This window comes from Pseudomonas putida W15Oct28 (assembly GCF_000708715.2).
Lineage (GTDB): Bacteria > Pseudomonadota > Gammaproteobacteria > Pseudomonadales > Pseudomonadaceae > Aquipseudomonas > Aquipseudomonas putida_R.
On the sequence record NZ_JENB01000054.1, the window covers coordinates 14,532 to 34,373 of the forward strand.

The 19,842-nt window shown below is 59.8% G+C and carries 14 protein-coding genes; 8 read left to right on the plus strand and 6 right to left on the minus strand.

Features of this window, described 5'->3' with window-relative positions; genetic code table 11:
• Window positions 1–70: 70 nt before the first annotated feature.
• Genes AK81_RS29945 through AK81_RS24770 form a run of 3 tightly spaced genes read left to right on the plus strand, consistent with a single transcriptional unit; the run spans window position 71 to window position 7,144 of the window.
• Window positions 71–442 carry a hypothetical protein gene (locus tag AK81_RS29945; protein ID WP_154100844.1) on the plus strand — a complete coding sequence of 124 codons (372 nt, stop codon included), beginning with the start codon at window positions 71–73 and terminating at the stop codon, window positions 440–442.
• A 1-nt stretch (window position 443) separates the two neighbouring features.
• Complete coding sequence (locus tag AK81_RS24765; RefSeq protein WP_043203466.1) at window positions 444–3,257, plus strand: hypothetical protein; 2,814 nt, start codon at window positions 444–446, stop codon at window positions 3,255–3,257.
• Between the two features lie 59 nt (window positions 3,258–3,316).
• Window positions 3,317–7,144, plus strand: coding sequence for an RHS repeat domain-containing protein (locus AK81_RS24770; protein ID WP_050491944.1), 3,828 nt, complete (start codon window positions 3,317–3,319; stop codon window positions 7,142–7,144).
• A 204-nt stretch (window positions 7,145–7,348) separates the two neighbouring features.
• Here the strand turns inward: AK81_RS24770 and AK81_RS24775 are convergent, their stop codons facing one another.
• The 3 genes from AK81_RS24775 to AK81_RS24785 form a co-directional block, all read right to left on the minus strand.
• Window positions 7,349–7,897 (minus strand): fimbrial protein, encoded by a 549-nt coding sequence (locus AK81_RS24775; protein WP_043203468.1) that lies wholly within the window; start codon window positions 7,895–7,897, stop codon window positions 7,349–7,351.
• A gap of 133 nt (window positions 7,898–8,030) precedes the next feature.
• Entirely contained in the window at window positions 8,031–8,756 is a 726-nt protein-coding gene (locus AK81_RS24780; protein WP_043203469.1) for a fimbrial biogenesis chaperone, read from the minus strand.
• A 65-nt stretch (window positions 8,757–8,821) separates the two neighbouring features.
• Window positions 8,822–9,376, minus strand: coding sequence for a fimbrial protein (locus tag AK81_RS24785; RefSeq protein WP_043203470.1), 555 nt, complete (start codon window positions 9,374–9,376; stop codon window positions 8,822–8,824).
• 365 nt (window positions 9,377–9,741) lie between these two features.
• Here AK81_RS24785 and AK81_RS24790 point away from each other — a divergent pair, with 365 nt between their 5' ends.
• Complete coding sequence (locus tag AK81_RS24790) at window positions 9,742–11,259, plus strand: hypothetical protein (protein WP_043203471.1); 1,518 nt, start codon at window positions 9,742–9,744, stop codon at window positions 11,257–11,259.
• A 43-nt stretch (window positions 11,260–11,302) separates the two neighbouring features.
• Here the strand turns inward: AK81_RS24790 and AK81_RS24795 are convergent, their stop codons facing one another.
• Both AK81_RS24795 and AK81_RS24800 read right to left on the minus strand, forming a co-directional pair.
• Complete coding sequence (locus AK81_RS24795; RefSeq protein ID WP_043203472.1) at window positions 11,303–11,701, minus strand: PA2817 family protein; 399 nt, start codon at window positions 11,699–11,701, stop codon at window positions 11,303–11,305.
• An 80-nt stretch (window positions 11,702–11,781) separates the two neighbouring features.
• A complete protein-coding gene (locus AK81_RS24800; RefSeq protein ID WP_043203474.1) occupies window positions 11,782–14,229 on the minus strand; it encodes an acyl-CoA dehydrogenase in 2,448 nt (815 codons plus the stop codon).
• Between the two features lie 284 nt (window positions 14,230–14,513).
• On the opposite strand from AK81_RS24800, the gene AK81_RS24805 reads away from it, so the two are divergent.
• The 3 genes from AK81_RS24805 (at window position 14,514) to AK81_RS24815 (ending at window position 16,980) form a co-directional block, all read left to right on the plus strand.
• The gene (locus tag AK81_RS24805) at window positions 14,514–15,137 is read left to right on the plus strand and encodes a glutathione S-transferase (RefSeq protein WP_043203476.1); all 624 of its coding nucleotides are present in this window, start codon (window positions 14,514–14,516) and stop codon (window positions 15,135–15,137) included.
• Window positions 15,138–15,271: 134 nt separating this feature from the next.
• On the plus strand, window positions 15,272–16,204 hold the full coding sequence (locus AK81_RS24810; protein ID WP_019473812.1) for an ABC transporter ATP-binding protein: 933 nt from the start codon (window positions 15,272–15,274) through the stop codon (window positions 16,202–16,204).
• A complete protein-coding gene (locus AK81_RS24815) occupies window positions 16,201–16,980 on the plus strand; it encodes an ABC transporter permease (RefSeq protein ID WP_016500910.1) in 780 nt (259 codons plus the stop codon). The genes AK81_RS24810 and AK81_RS24815 overlap by 4 nt, the downstream gene beginning before the upstream one ends.
• Here AK81_RS24815 and AK81_RS24820 read toward each other — a convergent pair.
• On the minus strand, window positions 16,864–17,502 hold the full coding sequence (locus tag AK81_RS24820; protein WP_154100846.1) for a DUF2062 domain-containing protein: 639 nt from the start codon (window positions 17,500–17,502) through the stop codon (window positions 16,864–16,866). The two genes, AK81_RS24815 and AK81_RS24820, sit on opposite strands and share 117 nt — an antisense overlap.
• A 142-nt stretch (window positions 17,503–17,644) precedes the next feature.
• On the opposite strand from AK81_RS24820, the gene AK81_RS24825 reads away from it, so the two are divergent.
• The coding region (locus AK81_RS24825) for a DNA internalization-related competence protein ComEC/Rec2 (RefSeq protein ID WP_043203478.1) at window positions 17,645–19,842 on the plus strand (2,198 nt) is incomplete at its 3' end.

Consider the following 19,842-nt stretch of genomic DNA (forward strand, 5'->3'; position numbering starts at 1 on the left):
AGCCGCCGCGAGGTTGCCCACGCCTGATCCGAGTGACCCTTTTAACTTCTACGCGTCGCGGCTCGCCGAAGTGGAAGTTTCAAGTGCAACGGGCGGAAAGCGCACTATCGATGTACTGGTGATTGTGAGCCAAGGTGGTGCTTATTGGCTGGAAGCGAGTGCGGTTGGCGAGGGTGTAAAACTTACGTTTTACAGAACTACCATCAGAGATCCCAAGCAAGAAGTGCCTGCTGATGAAACGCATTGGCACCTGTACAAAGGCGATGGCACATTCGTGAACGGTGTATACACCCCAAAAGCAGGCAGTGTCGAGCAGTATGCGATTGTTACTGCAATCTATGAGGACGTCACTGCAGACCGTTTCGCCTACATGATCATCCCGATTCCCTTCGTTTCCAGCCAGCGCTTCGTAGCGCTGCTGGGCACTCACCAGGAGCAATGACATGGCCAGTCATTCCAAACAGGTACTGCTCGATCTACTGAAAAAGGGCACGGTACGTCACGGATGGGGGGGCGTGGTCGCACTTGAACGCACACTGCTGAACATCGAACTGCGTGAGCAGTTTCTTGAAGCGCTTGGGGAGCGTACTTTCGTCGAACCGCTCATGCTGGAAGCCGACCTCGACGAAAGTAACCAGCTTTCGGTTTCGCTTCAGGGGGTGATATTCGGCGAGCCGCAAATCAGCTTCGTCAACACTCGACTGTCCTCGGCTAACGTAACGGTGCGCCTGAATGTAATCGCAGGCGACTTCTTGCGGTCTGTCAAGCAAGTCGCTCGCCCTGCTCGAGTGGTTGAGAGCTTTTCCATCAGCGAAGGTATGGGCTACTGGGTGCAGGCGCAAGCAAGCCTGCGTCTGGAGCAAGGTTCGACCCATCGCTTTACCTCGGTGGTACTTGACCTGGGGGCCATGGAAGAGGTTACGACGAACCTGGGGTCGACCGATTACGCCAATCGCGCGCTTGGCCGCGAACTGCAGGAAATCTTTGGCTACGTACCAGCCTACCGACGTAGCTACAGCATCGTGCGCTTCGACACGCGCGACTACGCCCCCTTGAGCCCCGAACGCCTCTTGCTGCGCACCCAGGCGGCACCTTGGGCTGCCGACCCTGGCAAGGGCCGCGAGGGCGATGGTGCACTCCTGGTGTTCATGAAGTTGGGTGTTGATGTGCAGGCGGGCGGCCAACCCGACCCGGCATTCGATTTCCCGTACCCCATTCCTGAAGAAGCCACCGGCATACCGGGTGCCTTGATTCTCGACCCGACCATCGAAACCCTTGGCGCCGGCGGGCCGCCCGAGGTCCTGCATACAATCCGGTTAGCCAGTGGTCATGTGTTTTCGGCCAACGATGCGCAAAAGCCGCACGACTGGATTATTTTCGGCGCCTGGCAGCCAGGGGAAAAAAGCCTTGCGGTCGAACCTGGGGTTGCCAGCGTGCGAGCGGCGCAACAGCAGGACTTCAAACTGCAAGGTGCACCGGGCCCGGTAAGCTGGCAAGCACGCAATCTGTTGCGCCCGGCGGTATCCGGAGCATTTCAGGGCAGCACCTACACGGCCCGGGGCGCGGGCGGTTTTGCCCAGGATCAGCAGTTGGTGGTGGTCACTGCCCGCTACCCGCAAGGGGCCGGGGAGGGTGTGCGACACGCTCTGGTGGTGGAGCAGGCGGAGCCGGTAATTGTCGCCCCGCGCGTGGCAAGCTGGGTCCAAGGTCAGAGCGACATCGACCTGCGTGCCCAAAGTGTCGATGGTGATGTGCTCTGGGAACTGCTTGAAGACGCTCAGGGTGTTTTGACTGATCTGGGCGGCGGTAGAGCGACGTTCAAGCCAAATGTGCCTGACACACCTTTGCCCTCCATCCGTGTTCAACACATTGTGGTAACCGACAAGACCAGTGGCAAGAGCAGCAAGTGTTCTGTGGTCATTATCGCGTGGGCGCCTGACCTGGTGATCGAGCCTGGCCATGTTGGACAGCTGCAATCCGCCACCCCGATTGCGTTCAGTGTCAGCAATTCCAGCCGTAAAATCAGCTGGGAGATATTCGGTGAAGGCGAGATCGACCCAGACACGGGGGTTTACACCCCGCCCGAAGCTTCGACGCTGCCTGTCTGCGTGGTCATGGCAGATGACGGCGACGACCGCACCGGCTATGCCATGGTGGAATTCCAGCAACAGAGCGAATCGTTGGCGCACAAGGCCAGCTGGATCGATCTGGCCACTTTTACACTGCACGTGATAGGGCATGACACTTGTTATGCCAACGGCTGGCAGCAGGTCGAGATAGAAGTGAGGGTGGAGGCGAGCGATGTCGGCGCACAGCCCGTTGAAATCTCGGACGCAGACTTGGCCACGCTGCAGCTGAGGGCGGAAGGCTGGGACAATGAATTTCCATTCTTGAGTACTGACGAGGAAGGTATCAGCGTCGAATCCGGGTTTACCTGGGCTGTCAGCCGCGCCCCTAACAAGGTTGATCCCCCTGCGCCAACTGACGCGGTTGCTGCCCCGGCAATGATTATGAATGAAAGGCGTGTCCGCTTCTATGTTCATACTCGGCAAGCGACGACGCTTGAACTTTATGCAGGTATTCAGAATACCGAGACTTTTGTCTGGAAATATTCAAATGGCTCGCCAGCCGGCAAGGTAAAAGTGACGGGTCGAACGGTGCCGAATTTTACCAGGCAACAGTATGAATTTGAACGTGTTCGTATCGGTGCTGAATCAGAAAATTCACCGGTAGCGGGTGATGATTTTATCTATGTCGACAATACGATGGACTACTGGCGACTCAAAAGTGTCATTCATAACGGTCAGCCGCGCAAGTTTATCAGCATGATCCTCGCGCCAGGGACTAACAAGAGTTTGCTGCGCTGGGCGTCGGAGCAGTTGAATGATCATTATTGCAGTTACACGGGCCTGCAGTTCATGCCGTTCAAAGAGCCGGAGGCTGACCACCTTAGATTGTACATGGATGGCCTGCTGTACCGGCTGGCCCATCAGCGCGAGCACGTGCTTCCCTTGCTCAACGCTGCTCAGGGGGCCAGGGCTGGCGAGTTGATGATCAGCCTGCGTCGTACCGATGCCATGCAGTTCTGGGATGATCGCTCGACCCAGTTGCCTTACCAGGCCCACCTTCGAAATGCCATAAACATCGAACTGATTGACCAGCAAGGTAATCAACATAAGTTGGTGTTCGATTTTGGCGTGCCGGAGGGTGAGGATAAAGAAGCACAAGTGCGCGACTGCTTGCTACTGATCGTTTGATCGTCTTCTCCCTCCTTCGCGGGAGGGAGCTTAATTTAAGAATTATTTTGGAGGCCAACATGGCAAGCCATAACGTCGTGCATTCCAATGCATTTAACTTTCAGAGTTTCTTTCAAAATAGTGTGGATCCCCGCACTGGGCAATATACACTGGGCATCGAGTTGCCCGCCCTGATCGGTAATGAACTGGCCGGCCCCCAGTTACCACTGCGTCTGTTCTTCAGCCCGCTGAATGATGAGGATACCGGTTTTGGCAAAGGCTGGACCTTGGCCCTTTCCCAAAATGTGCCTGGCACGCACATGCTGACGCTGCATAGCGGAGACACATTCAAAGTGACCGGCAGCGGCGCGCAGCCGGGAATCCGGGAGAAAAAACTCGATACGTTTCACTTCCATGATGACACCGTGGAAGGCAAGGATTGTTACCGCATTGTGCACAAGTCCGGCTTGGTGGAGGTGTTGACCAAGCAGGCAGGTACCTATCCGGTATACCTGCCTACTGAAGTCTATTCGCCATCCGGCCACAAGGTTGAGCTTGGCTACGGTCTGAGCACAGGCTATTTGGAATCCATCAGTTATCGAGACAGTGATGATGAAACCCAGCACCTGCTCAAACTGGCCTACACAACGTCGACAGTGACGATCGACGTGCATCCAAGTGCAGACCCGAGCAAGCAGCCACGCGCTCGCTACTCCCTGGAAATGCCCAACCGTGAACTACGCAAGATCACACTGCCGACCCCAGACCTCGCCAACTGGCGTATTGAATACGGCACAGTACTGGGTTTGTCGTGTGTGACGAAATTGCATACGCCTTCTGGTGCAGTGGAGCAGATCACTTACGGCGATAATGGCGACCCGGGGCATATCTTGCCTACCAATGGCGAGCGTGTGGCCCTACCTCGTGTCACTACCCATGTGGTAAACCCTGGTGCAGGTCAGCCTCTGGTGAAAACGACTTACACCTATCTTTATACAGACCCGCAGAGCGGCCAGACTTTTGACCGAAATTTTGTCGGTTACAACAGTGGCATTACCTGGAGCAACGACGGCCAGGACAACCTTTTCAGGGCACAACCCTGCTACAGATATGGGTCGACGGCACACTTATGGGGGCTCGATGATGAGGATAAAGAGGTTGAATTACGCACGGTAGAGCGGGTGTACAACCGTTTCCACCTGATGGAAGCTGAGACTACGCGTCAGGCCGGGCACGTCCAGAGCATGCTTGTCGAATACCATGGCGACGTAGCTGATCCGATCGACAACCAGTTGGGCAATTTCCAGATGCCCAAGCGCTCCACCCAGTCATGGGAACTGCCAGCCGAACCGGGCAAACTCCGTAGTGAGGTCAGTGAAACGGTCTACAACACCTTGGGCAACCTGATCAAGGAGGTTATGCCGAACGGCCAGCAAGTGGTGAGTGAGTTCTACCCCGTGCAAGGCGAGGACGGCTGCCCACCTGATCCGCAACTGTTCGAGCGCTCGCTCAAGCACACAACCGAGATCCCGGCGCCGCAAGGCGATAAACCTGCACCGACGTTACGTACTGGCTACCGTTACCAAGCCCTTGGCACTGTGGGTGGCGAGGCTGATACCTGGTTGTTGCAAGAGCAGATTACGCTGTGTGAAGTGGTTGGTGACGTCGAGCAGCCGCCCCTGCAGGTCACCAGCATCGAGCCAGTGGATGCCGTGACTGATCTGCTGCGCCATGGCCGCCCGCTGAAGCAGACATTGAACATGAACGGTCATCTGACCACGCAAACCTTCGATTACAAGAAAGAGGTGGTCGAGGGTGAACCTGCGCTGGTAACCGAGCAAACGATCAAAGGTTTTGACCATGGCAGAGACGATGACGACACCCAGTTGCCTCGAAATACGCTCAAGGTCATTACGCTCAAGGACTCGATCCTGATCGGCGAGCCTTTGCTCAACCGGGACGACGCTGATATCGAGATCGCGTATACCTATGACGCGCTTAACCGCACGACCAGCGAGACGGTGTCACCCAACGATCCTGAGTACATGGCTTCGCGCCATTACGAGTACTACCTGGTAGGGAGTGATGGCCAGCAGGCTTGGCAGACCTCCATTGACGTCAAGGGCGTCAGCACGCGTTCGTTGATCGACGGGCTTAACCGGGTTGTGGTCGAGAAGCGTCATGATGCCGACGCCGAAGATAGCCTGAAGCAGGAAACATTCCGAGTGCGCTACGAGGCGCACTACGATGCGCTTGGCCAGTTGCTTGAAGAAACCGACCATGACTGGTTCGGGAGTGAGCAATTCCCGCTTCGTACCCAGTATCTCTACGACAACTGGGGCCAGCGCTGCTGTGAAATCGGCCCGGACGACGTACAGCATCATACGCAGAACGACCCGATCGGCACGGCGGAGTCGCGCAATTTGCCGATTCAGACCAGCTGGAGTGAATCGAAGGACGGCGAGCTTACTCAAGGCAAAACCGTGGCCTACCTGAACCTCTTCGAGCAACCGGACGTTGTGCAGCGTTTCGACCGCGAGAACACGGTGCTTAGCAAACATCAGTACTTTTATGATGGCCTGGGCCGCACCGTTCGGGAAATCGATGGGCGTAACGCGGTTATCAGCAACGCCTACGATGCCTTCGGTCGCCTTGTCGACCATACCCTGGCCGACAGAAGCGTCGTGCACCGGGACTACGCGCCGCACAGCAGCGCAGACCTGCCTGTGAAGATAGCGGTGAATGGCGCGGTTCTGGGCGAGCAAACGTTCGATGGGCTGGACCGCATGACCGTATCCATCACGGGCGGTCGCAAGCGTGTCATGTACCACGAGAAGGGGCAGAGCAAACCTTGGAAAGTGCGCACGCCAGCCAACAGAGAGATCGAGTACGACTACACGCTGCAGCTGACCGATCAACCTGAGGTTCGCCGCGTGCTGCCCCAGCCAGGGCAGACCCAGAAGGCTGCAGTGGTAGAAAACTACACCTACGATCGCAAGAACGCGCGCCTTACCTATTGTGGTGAGCCGGGCCAGGAACTGACCCGTGATTACTTCAGCACTGGCGAGCTCAAGCTGGAAACCCGAACAGTCGGCAGCGAATCCTGGAGCATGACCTACGGTGCCAGCTTGCAGGGCCGTGCACTGACGTATGAAGACGTGCTCGGGCAGACGCAACATTACAAGTACGATACGGCGGGGCGCCTGGAGAAAACCTGGTTGGGCGGGTTGTCGACCACGTTCAGCTACGACGAACTGGGTAATCTCAAAAGCTACAAGACGTGCGACGGGGTCGAGGGTGAAGATGAAGCAGCGTGCGTGCAATGGCTGCTCACCGAGCTTGAATATGATGACGTGGGAAGGGAAAAGCTTCGCCGTTTCACGTTCCCGGACAGTGTCCAGGAACTCACTCAGGCATACAGCGCGCTGGACCAGCTCACGCTGCGTGTACTGAGCGAAGGCGGTGAGACTCTGCGCGAGGAAAAATACGACTACGACCTGCGTGGTCGACTTGAGGGTTACACCTGCACAGGGCCTCTGGCACCGCAGGATCCTTGCGGCAAAACCATCCGCGAACAGCAGTTTTTGTTCGACAGGATCGACAATATTACCTGGGTGTACACTGCGTTCGACGGCGCTGGGGGCAAGCAGGAAAGTAACGAAGCCACCTATCTGTTCGAAAACGAAGCTGACCCTGCGCAATTGACCGGTATAGAAAACACGCATGCAGACTATCCGGCACCGGTAACGCTGAAGTATGACCCGGACGGGAACATGATCAGTGATGAGCAGGGCAGGGGCTTGAGCTACGATCCATTGGGCCGTCTGGCCAGTGTCGAACTGTTGGACGGCACCGTCGCAGGCTACGGTTACGATGCGTTGGATCGCCTGGCCAGCCAGGATAGTTGAAATTCTGCTAGGGGGAGGAGGGCGCTTGCAACCTCCTCCACAACCGCTAAACAGGGCCGCTTTGCGGCCCTTTTGCTTTGAACGGCGCGCATTAGCTGCCACCTGCGGGACCTGAAGCAGCCAGGAATGCAAGGCATGAAAATGCCCCGCATCTTTCGATGCGGGGCATAGGGTCAATTCGCTGTCGGGCGGCGGCGGCCGCGCCTACGGTATATCTACGTTGAAGCTGATATCGGCATTGGCGTAACCAGCGGTAACACTGGCCGAAGTGGCCTTGTACGCGGCAGAGAACAGCATATCGGTGGGCTTGGTATCATGCAGCGGGTAAGGCCGGGACGGCACGGTGGGGCTTATCGGGGTGCCCAGGTCATCCTTGATTATCAATGCCAGGCCCGTGCTGCCACCGGGCGCCAGGGCGTACAGCGTACCGGCAGCACCTGCGCCGCCGTACTTGCCGGTGAAGGTTACAGTAGCGCTGGCACCGGGTATGAGTATGCAGCCGGCACCCGGGGTGAGGCGCAAACCGAAAGCCCGATTGGCCGCCTCGTCATCGGGTTGCTTGAACTGCGCAGCATTGACGTTGCCCATGAAGATTCGACTGACGACCTGACCGGTTGAGGGGTCGATGATCTCGACCGCGCAGGTGCCAGAATCGACGTTGCCAACGAAGTGAACCGAGCCGGTGGCGACCGTCGCGGCAAATGTGGTGGCGCTGGTCATGCCCAGTCCCAGCGCAAGAAGAATGTTTCTCATAAGTTGCTCCATGATCGTTCAGTCATGCAGGACGCCGATGTCACTCATGCCGAATGCTTGCGGCAACAACGCGAATCGGGCCCTATGCGGCCCGATCAGGTGTTGACTGTGCAACCAGCACGGCTGGCCTCATTCAAGGGCGAAGTGACAGTGGCGTTTGCACCGCGGAGGTGGCCACGCCGTAATCATTGATGGTGGTATAGGTCAGCTGCAGCCCGTTGGCCGACCTGAGCTGTTTCAGGTCGTAGGCCTGCTGTGCGAACGGCGGTGCCATGGCCTTGGCCTGGAGGGCTTCGGTCCCGCCGGCAGCAGTGACTTCCAGGCGGCCGAATGTGTAGTAATAGGGTGTCGGGTTATCCACCACCAATTGCACCCGCCCTGCGTTTTGGCGCACAGACCACTGCAGCTCGCCAGCACGGTCGGCGGGCCGCCCCTTGATTTCGCTGGGGCGGTAGAAGAGTTTGAGGCGGGTGCGCAGCGCAATGCTGAGCACGTTCGCTTGCTCGGGGTTGGCCTCCGGTATTTCCTGAACATTCAGGTAAAACAACGTTTCCCGGTCTTTGGGCAGCGTGTTCGGCAAGCGGCTGATCTGCACCATCTGTTCCTTGCGCGGGTCCAGCCGGAACAGCCCGGGGGAGGTGGCCAGTGGCACTGGTGTATCGGTATCGTCCTTGCTGGTGTTTATCCAGGTTTGCACTGCGTAGGGGCGCGGGCTGGGGTTGGCGATAACTACGGATGTGCTGCGCTTGTCGCTGTCGAAAACAATGCGCGTGGTACTGACGGTCAATGCTGCCTGTGCGGGTGACAAGGTAGCTGCCAGGCAGGCACCCAAGGCAAGGCGGCGCAGGTGATTTTTCATCTGGCATTACCTTTGGAGAGGGAGACAAGCTCCCGGGCGCAGGGTGTGCGCCCGAGGGGCGTCGTTCAAGGAATATCGACGACGAACTGCACGCTGGTATTTGCTGCGCCAGCAGTCACTGCCGCGGCTGTCGATTTATAGGCAGCACTGAAGAGCATTATGGTTGGCTGGGTCTCGTCCAGTGGATAGTCCTTGGAAGTCGAGCCATTGGCGATCGGATCGCCCGTATTGTCCTTGAGGGTCAAGGCCAGGTTCGTCGCGCCGCCGGATTCGAGCGCATACAGGGTTCCACCAGTGCCTGCACCGCCAAAGGCGCCAGTGAAGGTCAGGTTGGCTACGTCACCAGGGCTGACGGTGCAGCCGCCGCCTGGGGTGATGCGCATGCCGAAAGAGCGGGCAGCGGCTTCATCGTTGGCAGCCTTGAACTGCGAAGCGTCGACATTACCCATGAGGATACGGTTGCCGCTCTCCGGGTTGCCGGTGACCGGGTCAATGATCTCGATCGGGCAGGTACCTGAATCAATTCTGCCGTAGAAGTGGATCGATCCAGTGCCGACTGTAGCGGCGAACGTGGTAGAACTGGTGATGCCCAAGGCAAGGGCAAGTAATGCTTTTTTCATGTGAACTCCGGGTGGTTGTCAGGCCGAGGCTATACGTTTACCAAATAATTCAGGGGCTTGATTGGCGTGCGTATGCTAAAGGCGCGTCCTGGTAAGATATGTAGGAAAAGTCTGAGCTTCTATCGTGATCAGCTTTCAAGACTGCAGGCCTCGCCAATAACAAACATCTCGGGATTAACGTGTTTGCGGTACTGCATTCACCCGCTGTTCGATTCAACAGGGCGTATTGGACAGGCCAATTTTGAATGCACAGTAATGAGCATGGCGGGCAGTGAAAGACGTGTCTACTGGCAAAAATGTCAGTTTACCGTTAAAGCCTGAGGTGTTTTTCTGGCTAGGTCATTACACCCTGGAAGCACGGTAAAATGAAAAAGAAGGGGGAAGCGGGCAGTGGCGAAGCAGAGGTTGAAGCCTCGTACACTTTCAAACTGGATGCGCCACCTGCTGAGGGGTTTCCCTGGTGGAGGTTCATGCAGCAACGTGCAGGAGCGGACGAGGCAATGGTTGCGCCTGAAGAATTAGTTTCCGGCGTATGGAAAACCGTGATCACCACTTATTCCCACCTCGGTCTACGGCTGTCAGGTATTAGTAGTCGGGTACATGTGGTACTGGGTTTGCCGGCTTTTGCGGAGGCACGTACACGCAAGGAAAGCAGCGTTGGTGTGAAGCAAATAATTCGGATTCAGACACAAATACCTATGAATGGCGAGTTAAGGATTGAACCGCATCGGGACAATTCTCACCTGTTCTATAATGGAGGCGACCCTCAGGATCGATGGGTTAAGCTGCGGTGGTCCGGAGTGGAGTACTTGTCTTTTTATGACTACGACACTAAAAGCACGCGGCCCGTGCCAGCGGATTTGCAAAAGTATTACGAGCAAACTAAATCGGTTACGCTGTGGCGTCTATCGTCCGAAGAAAGTGCAGCCGAAGCTTTACAATTGTATGGGTATTTCAGTTCCAGATCGAATGTTGATACCGTGACATTTTATAAGCGACCACAGTCACTCAGGCAAGCCGAGCAGGCGCAGCCGATACATGAAACGCCAGTTGAAAACGCTGCATTTCCGATGCTCGGCACGGCACCGTTGTTAAGCGGGGTTAGTGAGGGGCAGGCCAGGTGGATTGTCGATGTGGTCATGCCACCTGGAACTTTTTCACTGAACGAGTGGAAACGGGACGGTACGCGATATGTAGCAAAATACAGTGCCAATCTTCTCCCTTCCATCGACAGTGCAGTGCCGCCGGCTGCCAGGGCAGCCGTAAGATCGGCCATTTTTCCACAGCTGGCAATTGTCAAGATTGGAGCCCAAAAGGAGCCGCTGCAGCTTGTTGGCGAGTTGCAAAATCCTTCGACTTGGCAAGTTGAGGGTGAAGCAAAAGGGACCATTGATCGCAATGGAGGTGTTTTTTACGTCCCGCCTACAAAATTCGACCCCCAGGCCATGTTCAATGAAAACAGTGAGACTTTCATTCCCGCAGCCTATCGGACCGGTATTGATTTACCTGTACGCGTTGATCGGGTAACTGCCAGTGGTACTCAAGGCAGTGCGCAGGGGGTTTTTCTAGTCACCCTCGTGCCGCCCACCCACTTCATCAGGTTTCAAGAGAAAAACGGGCAGCTTTACCTGACGAGTTGCTTTATACATCGTGATGGTGGGGAGCGGGTGCTGCCCCCCGACGATGTGAAGTGGCACATCGTGACCGGTGACGGTTCGGTTACGGATGACGGTCATTTCATCCCGGGATCAGCCGGCATAGACTCGATCACCGTGGTCATGGCCGAGGACCTGCGTGACCAGACTGAATGGCGCTATGCATTGACAATTGTGCCAGTGCCCTTCTTCTCCGCTTCGCTGGCGCAGAGGTTGCAACGGGAATGATTAACCAAGGCCGTGCAGAAGATGCCCTTCGCGTAGCCGTTCATCAGCCTTGGCCCGTACCCAGTAGTTGTTTTTCCATGTGCCAATCGAATGGTTCGCCGCTTTGTTCCGCGCTGTATCGGCGCTCTTCGAGCGTTTGATAGAGGTCCAGCTCTTCGTCGGGCATGAAGTGAAGGCAATCACCGCCAAAGAACCACAGCAGGTCGCGGGGCACCAGGTGGGCGATCTGGGGGTAGCGCTGGATGACCTGGCAGATCAGGTCCTGGCCCAGGTACTGGCTTTGCAGCGGGTCCTGCGGCAGCAGCGTCAGCAACTCATCGAAGCGTTCGAGGAACAGGGTGTGGCTTTCCTCCGGTACCTGATCGGCTTCACCCAAGGCCACCAGGATGGTGCGCAGGTGGTTCAGCAGTTGCAGGTGGTATTCCAGGTGGGGGTTGGCCATGTGGAGGGTCCTTGAGGTGGTTGAAACGGGGGGCGGAGTATACGCCGCTGGGCAGGGGGCCGCAAAACGGCCCCCTGCATTCAGCGCACCTTGCCTTGTTCAGGCATTAATTGCTCCTTGTCGAATGCATCCACATCGATCACGGCCCTGCGTGCCTGTTCGGCTGCATGCAGGCGTTGTCCCTCTTCGACTTGCAGTGCACCACTCTGAACTGCTGCATCGATGGCCGACTGCCCAGGTGCTGGCTGTACCTTGCCCTCCCTGATCGCCTGATGCAGCACTTTGTGCAATGGCGCAGCGTCGTCCAGCAGGTTGCAGGCCCGTTGCAATGTTGCCACCGGGTCACCCTCGGCCTGCGGCCGGAAGCAGCCGGCGAGCAACTCCTCCAGCGCCGGGTCGCCCTTGCTGCGGCCGATCAGCGCCGCCACCTCGGCATCCAGTTCATCGCTTGGTCCGGTGTGACGGCGACCGAAGGGGAATACCAGCACGCGCAGTGCGCAACCGACAAACCGGTTGGGGAAGTTGTCGAGCAGCCGGTCCAGCGCCTTTTCCGCCTGGCCCAGGCTTTCTTCCATGGCCCAGCGCAGCAGTGGCTGCATATGCTCGGGCGAGCCCAGGTCGTGATAGCGCTTGAGCGCGGCGCTGGACAGGTACAGGTAGCTGAGCACATCGCCCAGGCGCGCACTCAGGCGTTCGCGACGCTTCAGCGCACCACCCAGCAGCATCATAGACAAGTCGGCCAGCAGGGCGAAGGCGGCAGCCTGGCGATTGAGGGCACGGAAGTAACCCTGGCTCAAGGTGTCCCCAGGCACCGGCTCGAAGCGCCCGAGCCCCAGGTTGAATATCAGCGTGCTGGCCGCGTTGCCGGCGGCGAACATGATGTGCTTCATCAGCAGTTCGTCGAATTCCTTCAGCGCCTGGTCACGGTCCTCACGCCCAGCCAAAGCCATTTCCTTCAGTACGAACGGATGGCAGCGGATGGCGCCCTGGCCGAAGATCATCAGGTTGCGTGAAAGGATGTTGGCACCCTCGACCGTGATAAAGATCGGCGCCCCTTGCCAGTTGCGACCCAGGTAATTGTTGGGGCCCATGATGATGCCCTTGCCACCGTGCACATCCATGGCGTGCTGGATGCATTCGCGGCCCCGCTCGGTCAGGTGGTACTTGAGGATTGCCGACAGCACCGAGGGCTTTTCGCCCAGGTCCACGGCCTTGGCGGTCAGCAGGCGGGCGCTGTCCATCAGCCAGGCGTTGCCGCCGATGCGTGCCAGCGATTCCTGGATGCCCTCGAAGGCCGCCAGCGGCACGTTGAATTGCTCGCGTATGTTCGCGTACTGGCCGGTGACCAGGCTGGTGTACTTGGCAGCGCCGGTGCCGACCGCCGGCAGGGAAATCGAACGGCCCACCGACAGGCAGTTCATCAGCATCATCCAGCCCTTGCCAAGCATGGCCTGGCCGCCGATGAGGAAGTCCAGCGGCACGAACACGTCTTTGCCGCTGTTGGGGCCGTTCATGAAGGCGGCGCCCAGCGGCAGGTGGCGTTTGCCGATTTCGACACCGGGCGTGTCGGTAGGGATCAGCGCCAGGCTGATGCCCAGTTCTTCCTCTTCGCCCAGCAGGTGGTCCGGGTCGTAGGCCTTGAAGGCCAGGCCCAGCAGGGTAGCGATCGGGCCCAGGGTGATGTAGCGTTTTTCCCAGTTCAGGCGCAGCCCCAGCACTTCTTCGCCATTCCACTGGCCCTTGCAGATGATGCCGGTGTCGGGCATGGCGCCGGCATCGGAGCCGGCCAATGGGCCGGTCAGGGCGAAGCAGGGGATTTCGTCGCCGCGGGCCAGGCGTGGCAGGTAGTGGTTGCGTTGTTCATCGGTGCCATAGTGCAGAAGCAGTTCGGCCGGGCCCAGGGAGTTGGGCACCATCACCGTGGAAGCCAGGTCGCCGCTGCGTGTGGCCAGTTTCATCGCCACCTGCGAGTGGGCGTAGGCAGAGAAGCCTTTGCCGCCGTATTCCTTGGGGATGATCAGGGCGAAGAAGCCATGCTGCTTGATGTGGTCCCAGGCTTCGGGCGGCAGGTCCAGGTCCTGGCCGATCTGCCAGTCGCTGACCATGGCGCACAGCTCTTCCGTGGGGCCGTCGATGAAGGCCTGTTCCTCTTCGGTCAGCTTCGGTGCCGGGTAGGCCAGCAAGGTGCGCCAGTCGGGGCGGCCGCTGAACAGTTCGCCGTCCCACCAGACCGTGCCGGCATCGATCGCTTCGCGCTCGGTTTGCGACATGGGCGGCAGGGTGCGCTGGAACCAGCTGAACACCGGGCCGGTGAACACCTTGCGGCGCCACTCCGGGAGCGCAACCAGGGCGATCTTCAAGGCCAGTACGATCCAGATCACAGCCAGCAGCCAGCCGGGCGCACTGCTGAAAATGCCCATCAGCAGCACATAGGCCGCCATGATGCCGAGAATCTGCAAGGGCGCCAGGCGCCGGTGCGTGAGGTACGCCGCGCCAATCACCAGCACTACCAACCACAACAGCAACATAATCGGTCCTCCTTGGAACCAGGGGGCTTGAGCCGTCCCAGACAGCTTAGACGCAACGCTGTAAACGGCAGGGTCAGAACAGTGACAGGGTGTGGCGGTGGGAGTTTCAGTTCATTGTTCGCCTGTACCGGCCTCTTCGCGGGCAAGCCCGCTCCCACAGGATCATCACAATCTTCAAACCACCGGTCTTCCTGTGGGAGCGGGCATGCCCGCGAAAGGGCCGGTACAGGCGGCGAAGGTCTGGAGTAGACTGCACCACCACCGCATTTCATAAGGACGTTGCCATGCTGAAGATCTGGGGCCGCAAGAATTCGAGCAATGTGCGCAAGGCACTGTGGATTGCCCAGGAGCTGGGCCTTGATTTCGAGTCCATCGACGCCGGTGGCGCCTTCGGTGTGGTCAACGAGCCGCACTACCGCGCCCGCAACCCCAACGGCCTGGTCCCCATGCTCGAAGACGGCGACCTGACGCTGTGGGAGTCCAACGCCATCGTCCGCTACCTGTGCGCCGAGTATGGCGCCGAGCAGGGCTGGTACCTTGAAGATCCGCGCCAGCGCGCCCTCGCCGACAAGTGGATGGACTGGACCACCTCGTCCTTTGCCGCACCGTTCCGTCCGCTGTTCTGGGGCCTGCTGCGCACGCCGGAAGACCAGCGCGACTGGGTGGCGATCAACGCCGCGCACAAGCAGTGCGCCCAGCTTTTGGCCATTGCCGATGAAACCCTGGCCAAACACCCATACCTGTCCGGGGACCAGATCGGCATGGGCGACATCCCACTGGGTAGCTTCATCTATGCCTGGTTCGAAATGCCCATCGAGCGCCCGGCCATGTACCATCTGGAAGCCTGGTATGAACGCCTGAAACAACGCCCGGCCTACCAGGCTGCGGTGATGACCGCGCTCACCTGACCCTGCTTCGATAGTCATTATCAATAGATGTGACTGTACTTGTGCGGCTTGGCCTTGCACCATTGGCCGCACTCACTACGCCAGTGACTTTACCTGGCGTGTCCTGCACCTTTTTCCTCGGTAAGTGACCCGCTATGAGTTCCGCCCTGTCCATCCGACAGCTCACCAAGACCTACGGCAACGGCTTCCAGGCCCTCAAAGGCATCGACCTCGATGTTGCCGAAGGCGACTTCTTCGCCTTGCTCGGCCCCAACGGCGCCGGCAAATCCACCACCATCGGCATCCTCTCCACCCTGGTGAACAAGACCAGCGGCACGGTGAACGTGTTCGGCCATGACCTGGACCGCGAGCCTTCAGCGCTGAAGCGCTGCCTGGGCGTGGTACCGCAGGAATTCAACTTCAACCAGTTCGAGAAAACCTTCGACATCGTCGTGACCCAGGCCGGCTACTACGGTATCCCGCCCAAGCTGGCCAAGGAACGCGCCGAGCAGTACCTGACCCAGTTGGGCCTGTGGGACAAGCGTGATGTGCAGTCGCGTTCGTTGTCGGGCGGCATGAAGCGCCGTTTGATGATTGCCCGCGCCCTGATTCACGAGCCGCGTCTGCTGATCCTCGACGAACCCACCGCAGGTGTGGACATCGAGCTGCGCCGTTCGATGTGGAGCTTCCTCACCGAGCTGAACCAGAAAGGCATCACCATCATCCTCACCACCCACTACCTGGAGGAGGCTGAGCAGTTGTGCCGCAACATCGGCATCATCGACCACGGCACCATCGTCGAGAACACCAGCATGCGCCAGTTGCTGGGCAAACTGCATGTGGAAACCTTCGTGCTCGACATCAAGCAGGACCTGGCCAGCGCGCCGGTGCTGCAAGGCTACCCGTGCCGGCTGCTGACCCCGCACACCCTTGAGGTGCAAGTGGAAAAGGACATTGGCATTACCGCGCTGTTCGGCCAGCTGGCGCTGCAGAACATCGAGGTGCAGAGCCTGCGCAACAAGACCAACCGACTCGAGGAGCTGTTCGTGTCCCTGGTGGAAAAAAACCTGTCGAAGGTGGCCGTATGAGTGTGGAACTGCGCACCAACTGGGTCGCCCTGAACACCATCGTCTACCGCGAAGTGCGGCGCTTCTTGCGCATCTGGCCGCAAACATTGCTACCGCCGGCGATCACCATGGTGCTGTACTTCGTCATTTTCGGTAACCTGATCGGCCGGCAGATCGGCGACATGGGTGGCTTCACCTACATGCAGTACATCGTGCCGGGGCTGATCATGATGTCGGTGATCACCAACTCCTACGGCAACGTGGTGTCGAGCTTCTTCGGCAGCAAGTTCCAGCGCTCGATCGAAGAACTGATGGTGTCGCCGGTGTCACCGCACACCATTCTCGTCGGCTATGTGCTGGGCGGCGTGCTGCGCGGTCTGGCGGTGGGTGTGATCGTGACCATCCTGTCGATGTTCTTCACCGACCTGCAGGTGCATCACCTGGGTGTGACCGTGGTCGTGGTGCTACTGACGGCTACCATCTTTTCGCTGCTGGGCTTCGTCAACGCCGTGTTTGCGCGCAACTTCGACGATATTTCGATCATTCCGACCTTCGTGCTGACGCCGCTGACCTACCTGGGCGGGGTGTTCTACTCGATCAACCTGCTGCCGCCATTCTGGCAGACCGTGTCGCTGGCCAACCCGGTGCTGCACATGGTGAACTCGTTCCGCTACGGCATCCTAGGGGTGTCGGATATCAGCATTGGTACGGCGATCACCTTCATGCTGGTGGCCACTGCAGTGCTCTACACGTTGTGCATCCGCCTGCTGGTCAGCGGCCGCGGCATGCGGGCATGAGCCCTGTTGTGAACATCTGAGCTTGCGCCGGCGCCACTGCCGGCCAATCCACCAGCGCCAGTACAGCAGGGTGGTGAAGTAGGCAGCGATGCCCAGCACCACCCCGCACACCACCGAACCCAGCAGGAACGGCTGCCACACGGTGGCAAGCTGGTCGGTGATCCACTCGAAGGTCAGTTCGTCGGGCAGGGTGCGCGGCGGCACCTGCATCAGCCAGGCGCCGGTCATGTAGGTGACGAAGAACACCGGCGGCATGGTCAGCGGGTTGGTCAGCCACACCAGGCTGACCGCGATTGGCAAGTTGCCACGTACCGGGATTGCCAGCGCCGCCGCCAGCAGCATCTGCATGGGGATCGGGATCAAGGCCGCGAACAGGCCCACGCCCATGGCCCGTGCCACCGAATGGCGGTTCAGGTGCCAGAGGTTGGGGTCGTGCAGCAACTTGCCGAAAAAGCGTAAGGACTTGTGTTCCCGAATGCTGGTCGGGTCCGGCATGTAGCGTTTGAAAAGTCGGCGCGGCATGTAGGCTCCCGGAGCGTTGATCAGGGCAGTATGCCCTTAATCCTGCTCAGTCTCGTTTAGAGTTTGTGACAATTGTTGAGCAAGCTTTGCCGGCAATTGAGCTATGCCTCAGGGGGTGATTTACCTTCTGGAGCTCTACCTCATGCGCACAGGGATGTTTGCGCTCGCGCTCGGGCTGTTGTGCCTGGGCCTTCTCCCCGCATTGCCATCGGTCGGCTGGTTGATAGCGCTGGCTGCCTGCGCTGTCGTCAGCCTGTTTACCCGCGTTTGGCCGATTGGCTGTTTTCTGCTGGGCCTGTGTTGGGCGTGCTGGTCAGCTCAGCAGGCCCTTGATGATCGCCTGGCTGCCGGCCTGGATGGCCGTACCTTGTGGCTGGAGGGGCGGGTGGTCGGCTTGCCATCCCGAGCGGCGCAAGGCGTGCGCTTTGAACTGGAGGCAGCACGCTCGCGGCGGGCCGAACTGCCCCAGCGCCTGCAACTGAGCTGGTTCGACGGCCCGCAGCTGCGGGCAGGCGAGCAGTGGCGGCTGGCCGTGACCTTGCAGCGCCCGGCCGGGCTGCTCAACCCACATGGGCCCGACCGCGAGGCGCAACTGCTGGCGCGGCGGGTGGGCGCCACCGGTACGGTAAAAACCGGGCAGTTGCTGGCGCCGGTAACCGGTGGTTGGCGCGATGCGCTGCGCCAGCGCTTGCTGGCGGTCGAGGCCAATGGCCGGCAGGCCGCGTTGGTGGCACTGGTGCTTGGTGACGGTGCCGGCCTGGCCCGGGAGGACTGGCAGACGCTGCAGGCCACCGGCACGGTGCACCTGCTGGTGATCTCTGGCCAGCACATCGGCCTGGTGGCCGGTTTGCTGTATGGCCTGGTCGCCGGGCTGGCACGTTGGGGGCTGTGGCCCGCCCGGTTGCCGTGGCTGCCCTGGGCATGTGGCCTGGCCATGGCGGCGGCGCTGGCGTACGGCTGGCTGGCCGGTGCGGGTGTGCCGGTGCAGCGTGCCTGTCTGATGCTGGCGGTAGTGCTGCTCTGGCGTCTGCGCTTTCGACACCTCGGTGCGATGCTGCCGCTATTGCTGGCGCTGGTCGCGGTGCTGCTGGTCGAGCCGCTGGCGGCGCTGCTGCCTGGGTTCTGGCTGTCGTTTGCCGCCGTGACCACGCTCATCTATTGCTTCAGTGCCCGTTTGGGCGGTTGGCGGCCCTGGCAGGCCTGGACGCGCGCGCAATGGGTAATTGCCATTGGTTTGCTACCGGTGCTGTTGGCTACAGGCTTGCCGGTGAGCCTGAGTGCGCCGCTGGCGAACCTTGTAGCGGTGCCGTGGGTCAGCCTGGCGGTGTTGCCGTTGGCGTTGCTGGGTACGTTGTTGCTGCCGCTGGGCGGGGTAGGGGAGGCGCTGCTGTGGCTGGCGGGTGGCCTGCTGGATGGGCTGTTCCGGCTGCTGGCGCTGGTGGCGCAGCAGCGCCCGGCATGGGTGCCGCCGGCCTTGCCACTGTGGGCCTGGCTGCTGGTGTGTCTGGGCGCGCTGTTGATTTTGCTGCCCCGTGGTGTGCCGTTGCGCGGGTTGGGTGGGGTGATGCTGCTGGCACTGTGGGTGCCCAGGGAGCCGGTGCCGCTTGGGCAGGTCGAGGTCTGGCAGCTGGACGTTGGCCAGGGGCTGGCGGTGTTGGTGCGTACCCGGCATCACAACCTGCTGTACGACGCCGGGCCAGCCAGAGGCGAAAGCGACCTGGGCGAGCGGGTGGTGCTGCCGACCTTGCGTAAGCTGGGGGTGGGCAGCCTTGACCTGATGGTGATCAGCCATGCGCATGCCGACCATGCGGGCGGGGCCGGGGCCATTCAGCGTGGTGTGCCGGTCAGGCGGATGATCGGTGGTGAAGCGCTGGATGATGTTCCATTGCAGCCTTGTGCCAGTGGCGAACAATGGAACTGGGATGGCGTGCGCTTTTCGCTATGGCACTGGTCGGGTGGTCAAAGCAGCAACGACCGCTCTTGCGTGCTGCTGGTCGAGGCGCAGGGCGAGCGCTTGCTGCTGTCGGGGGATATTGAAGCTGCTGCCGAACGGGCCTGGCTGGCGGACACTGAAACGCCGCGTATCGACTGGTTGCAGGCACCACACCATGGCAGCCGCAGTTCGTCCACCGAGGCGTTCATCCGTGCGACCGCACCGCGTGGGGTATTGATTTCGCGAGGGCGAAACAACAGCTTCGGGCACCCGCATGTGCAGGTGATGGAGCGTTATCAGCGGCATGGGCTGGCGGTGCATGACACGGCGGTGGACGGGGCATTGCGGTTGGTGTTGGGGCGGCAGGGGGAGGTTGAGGGCGTGCGCCGGCAGCGGCGGTTCTGGCG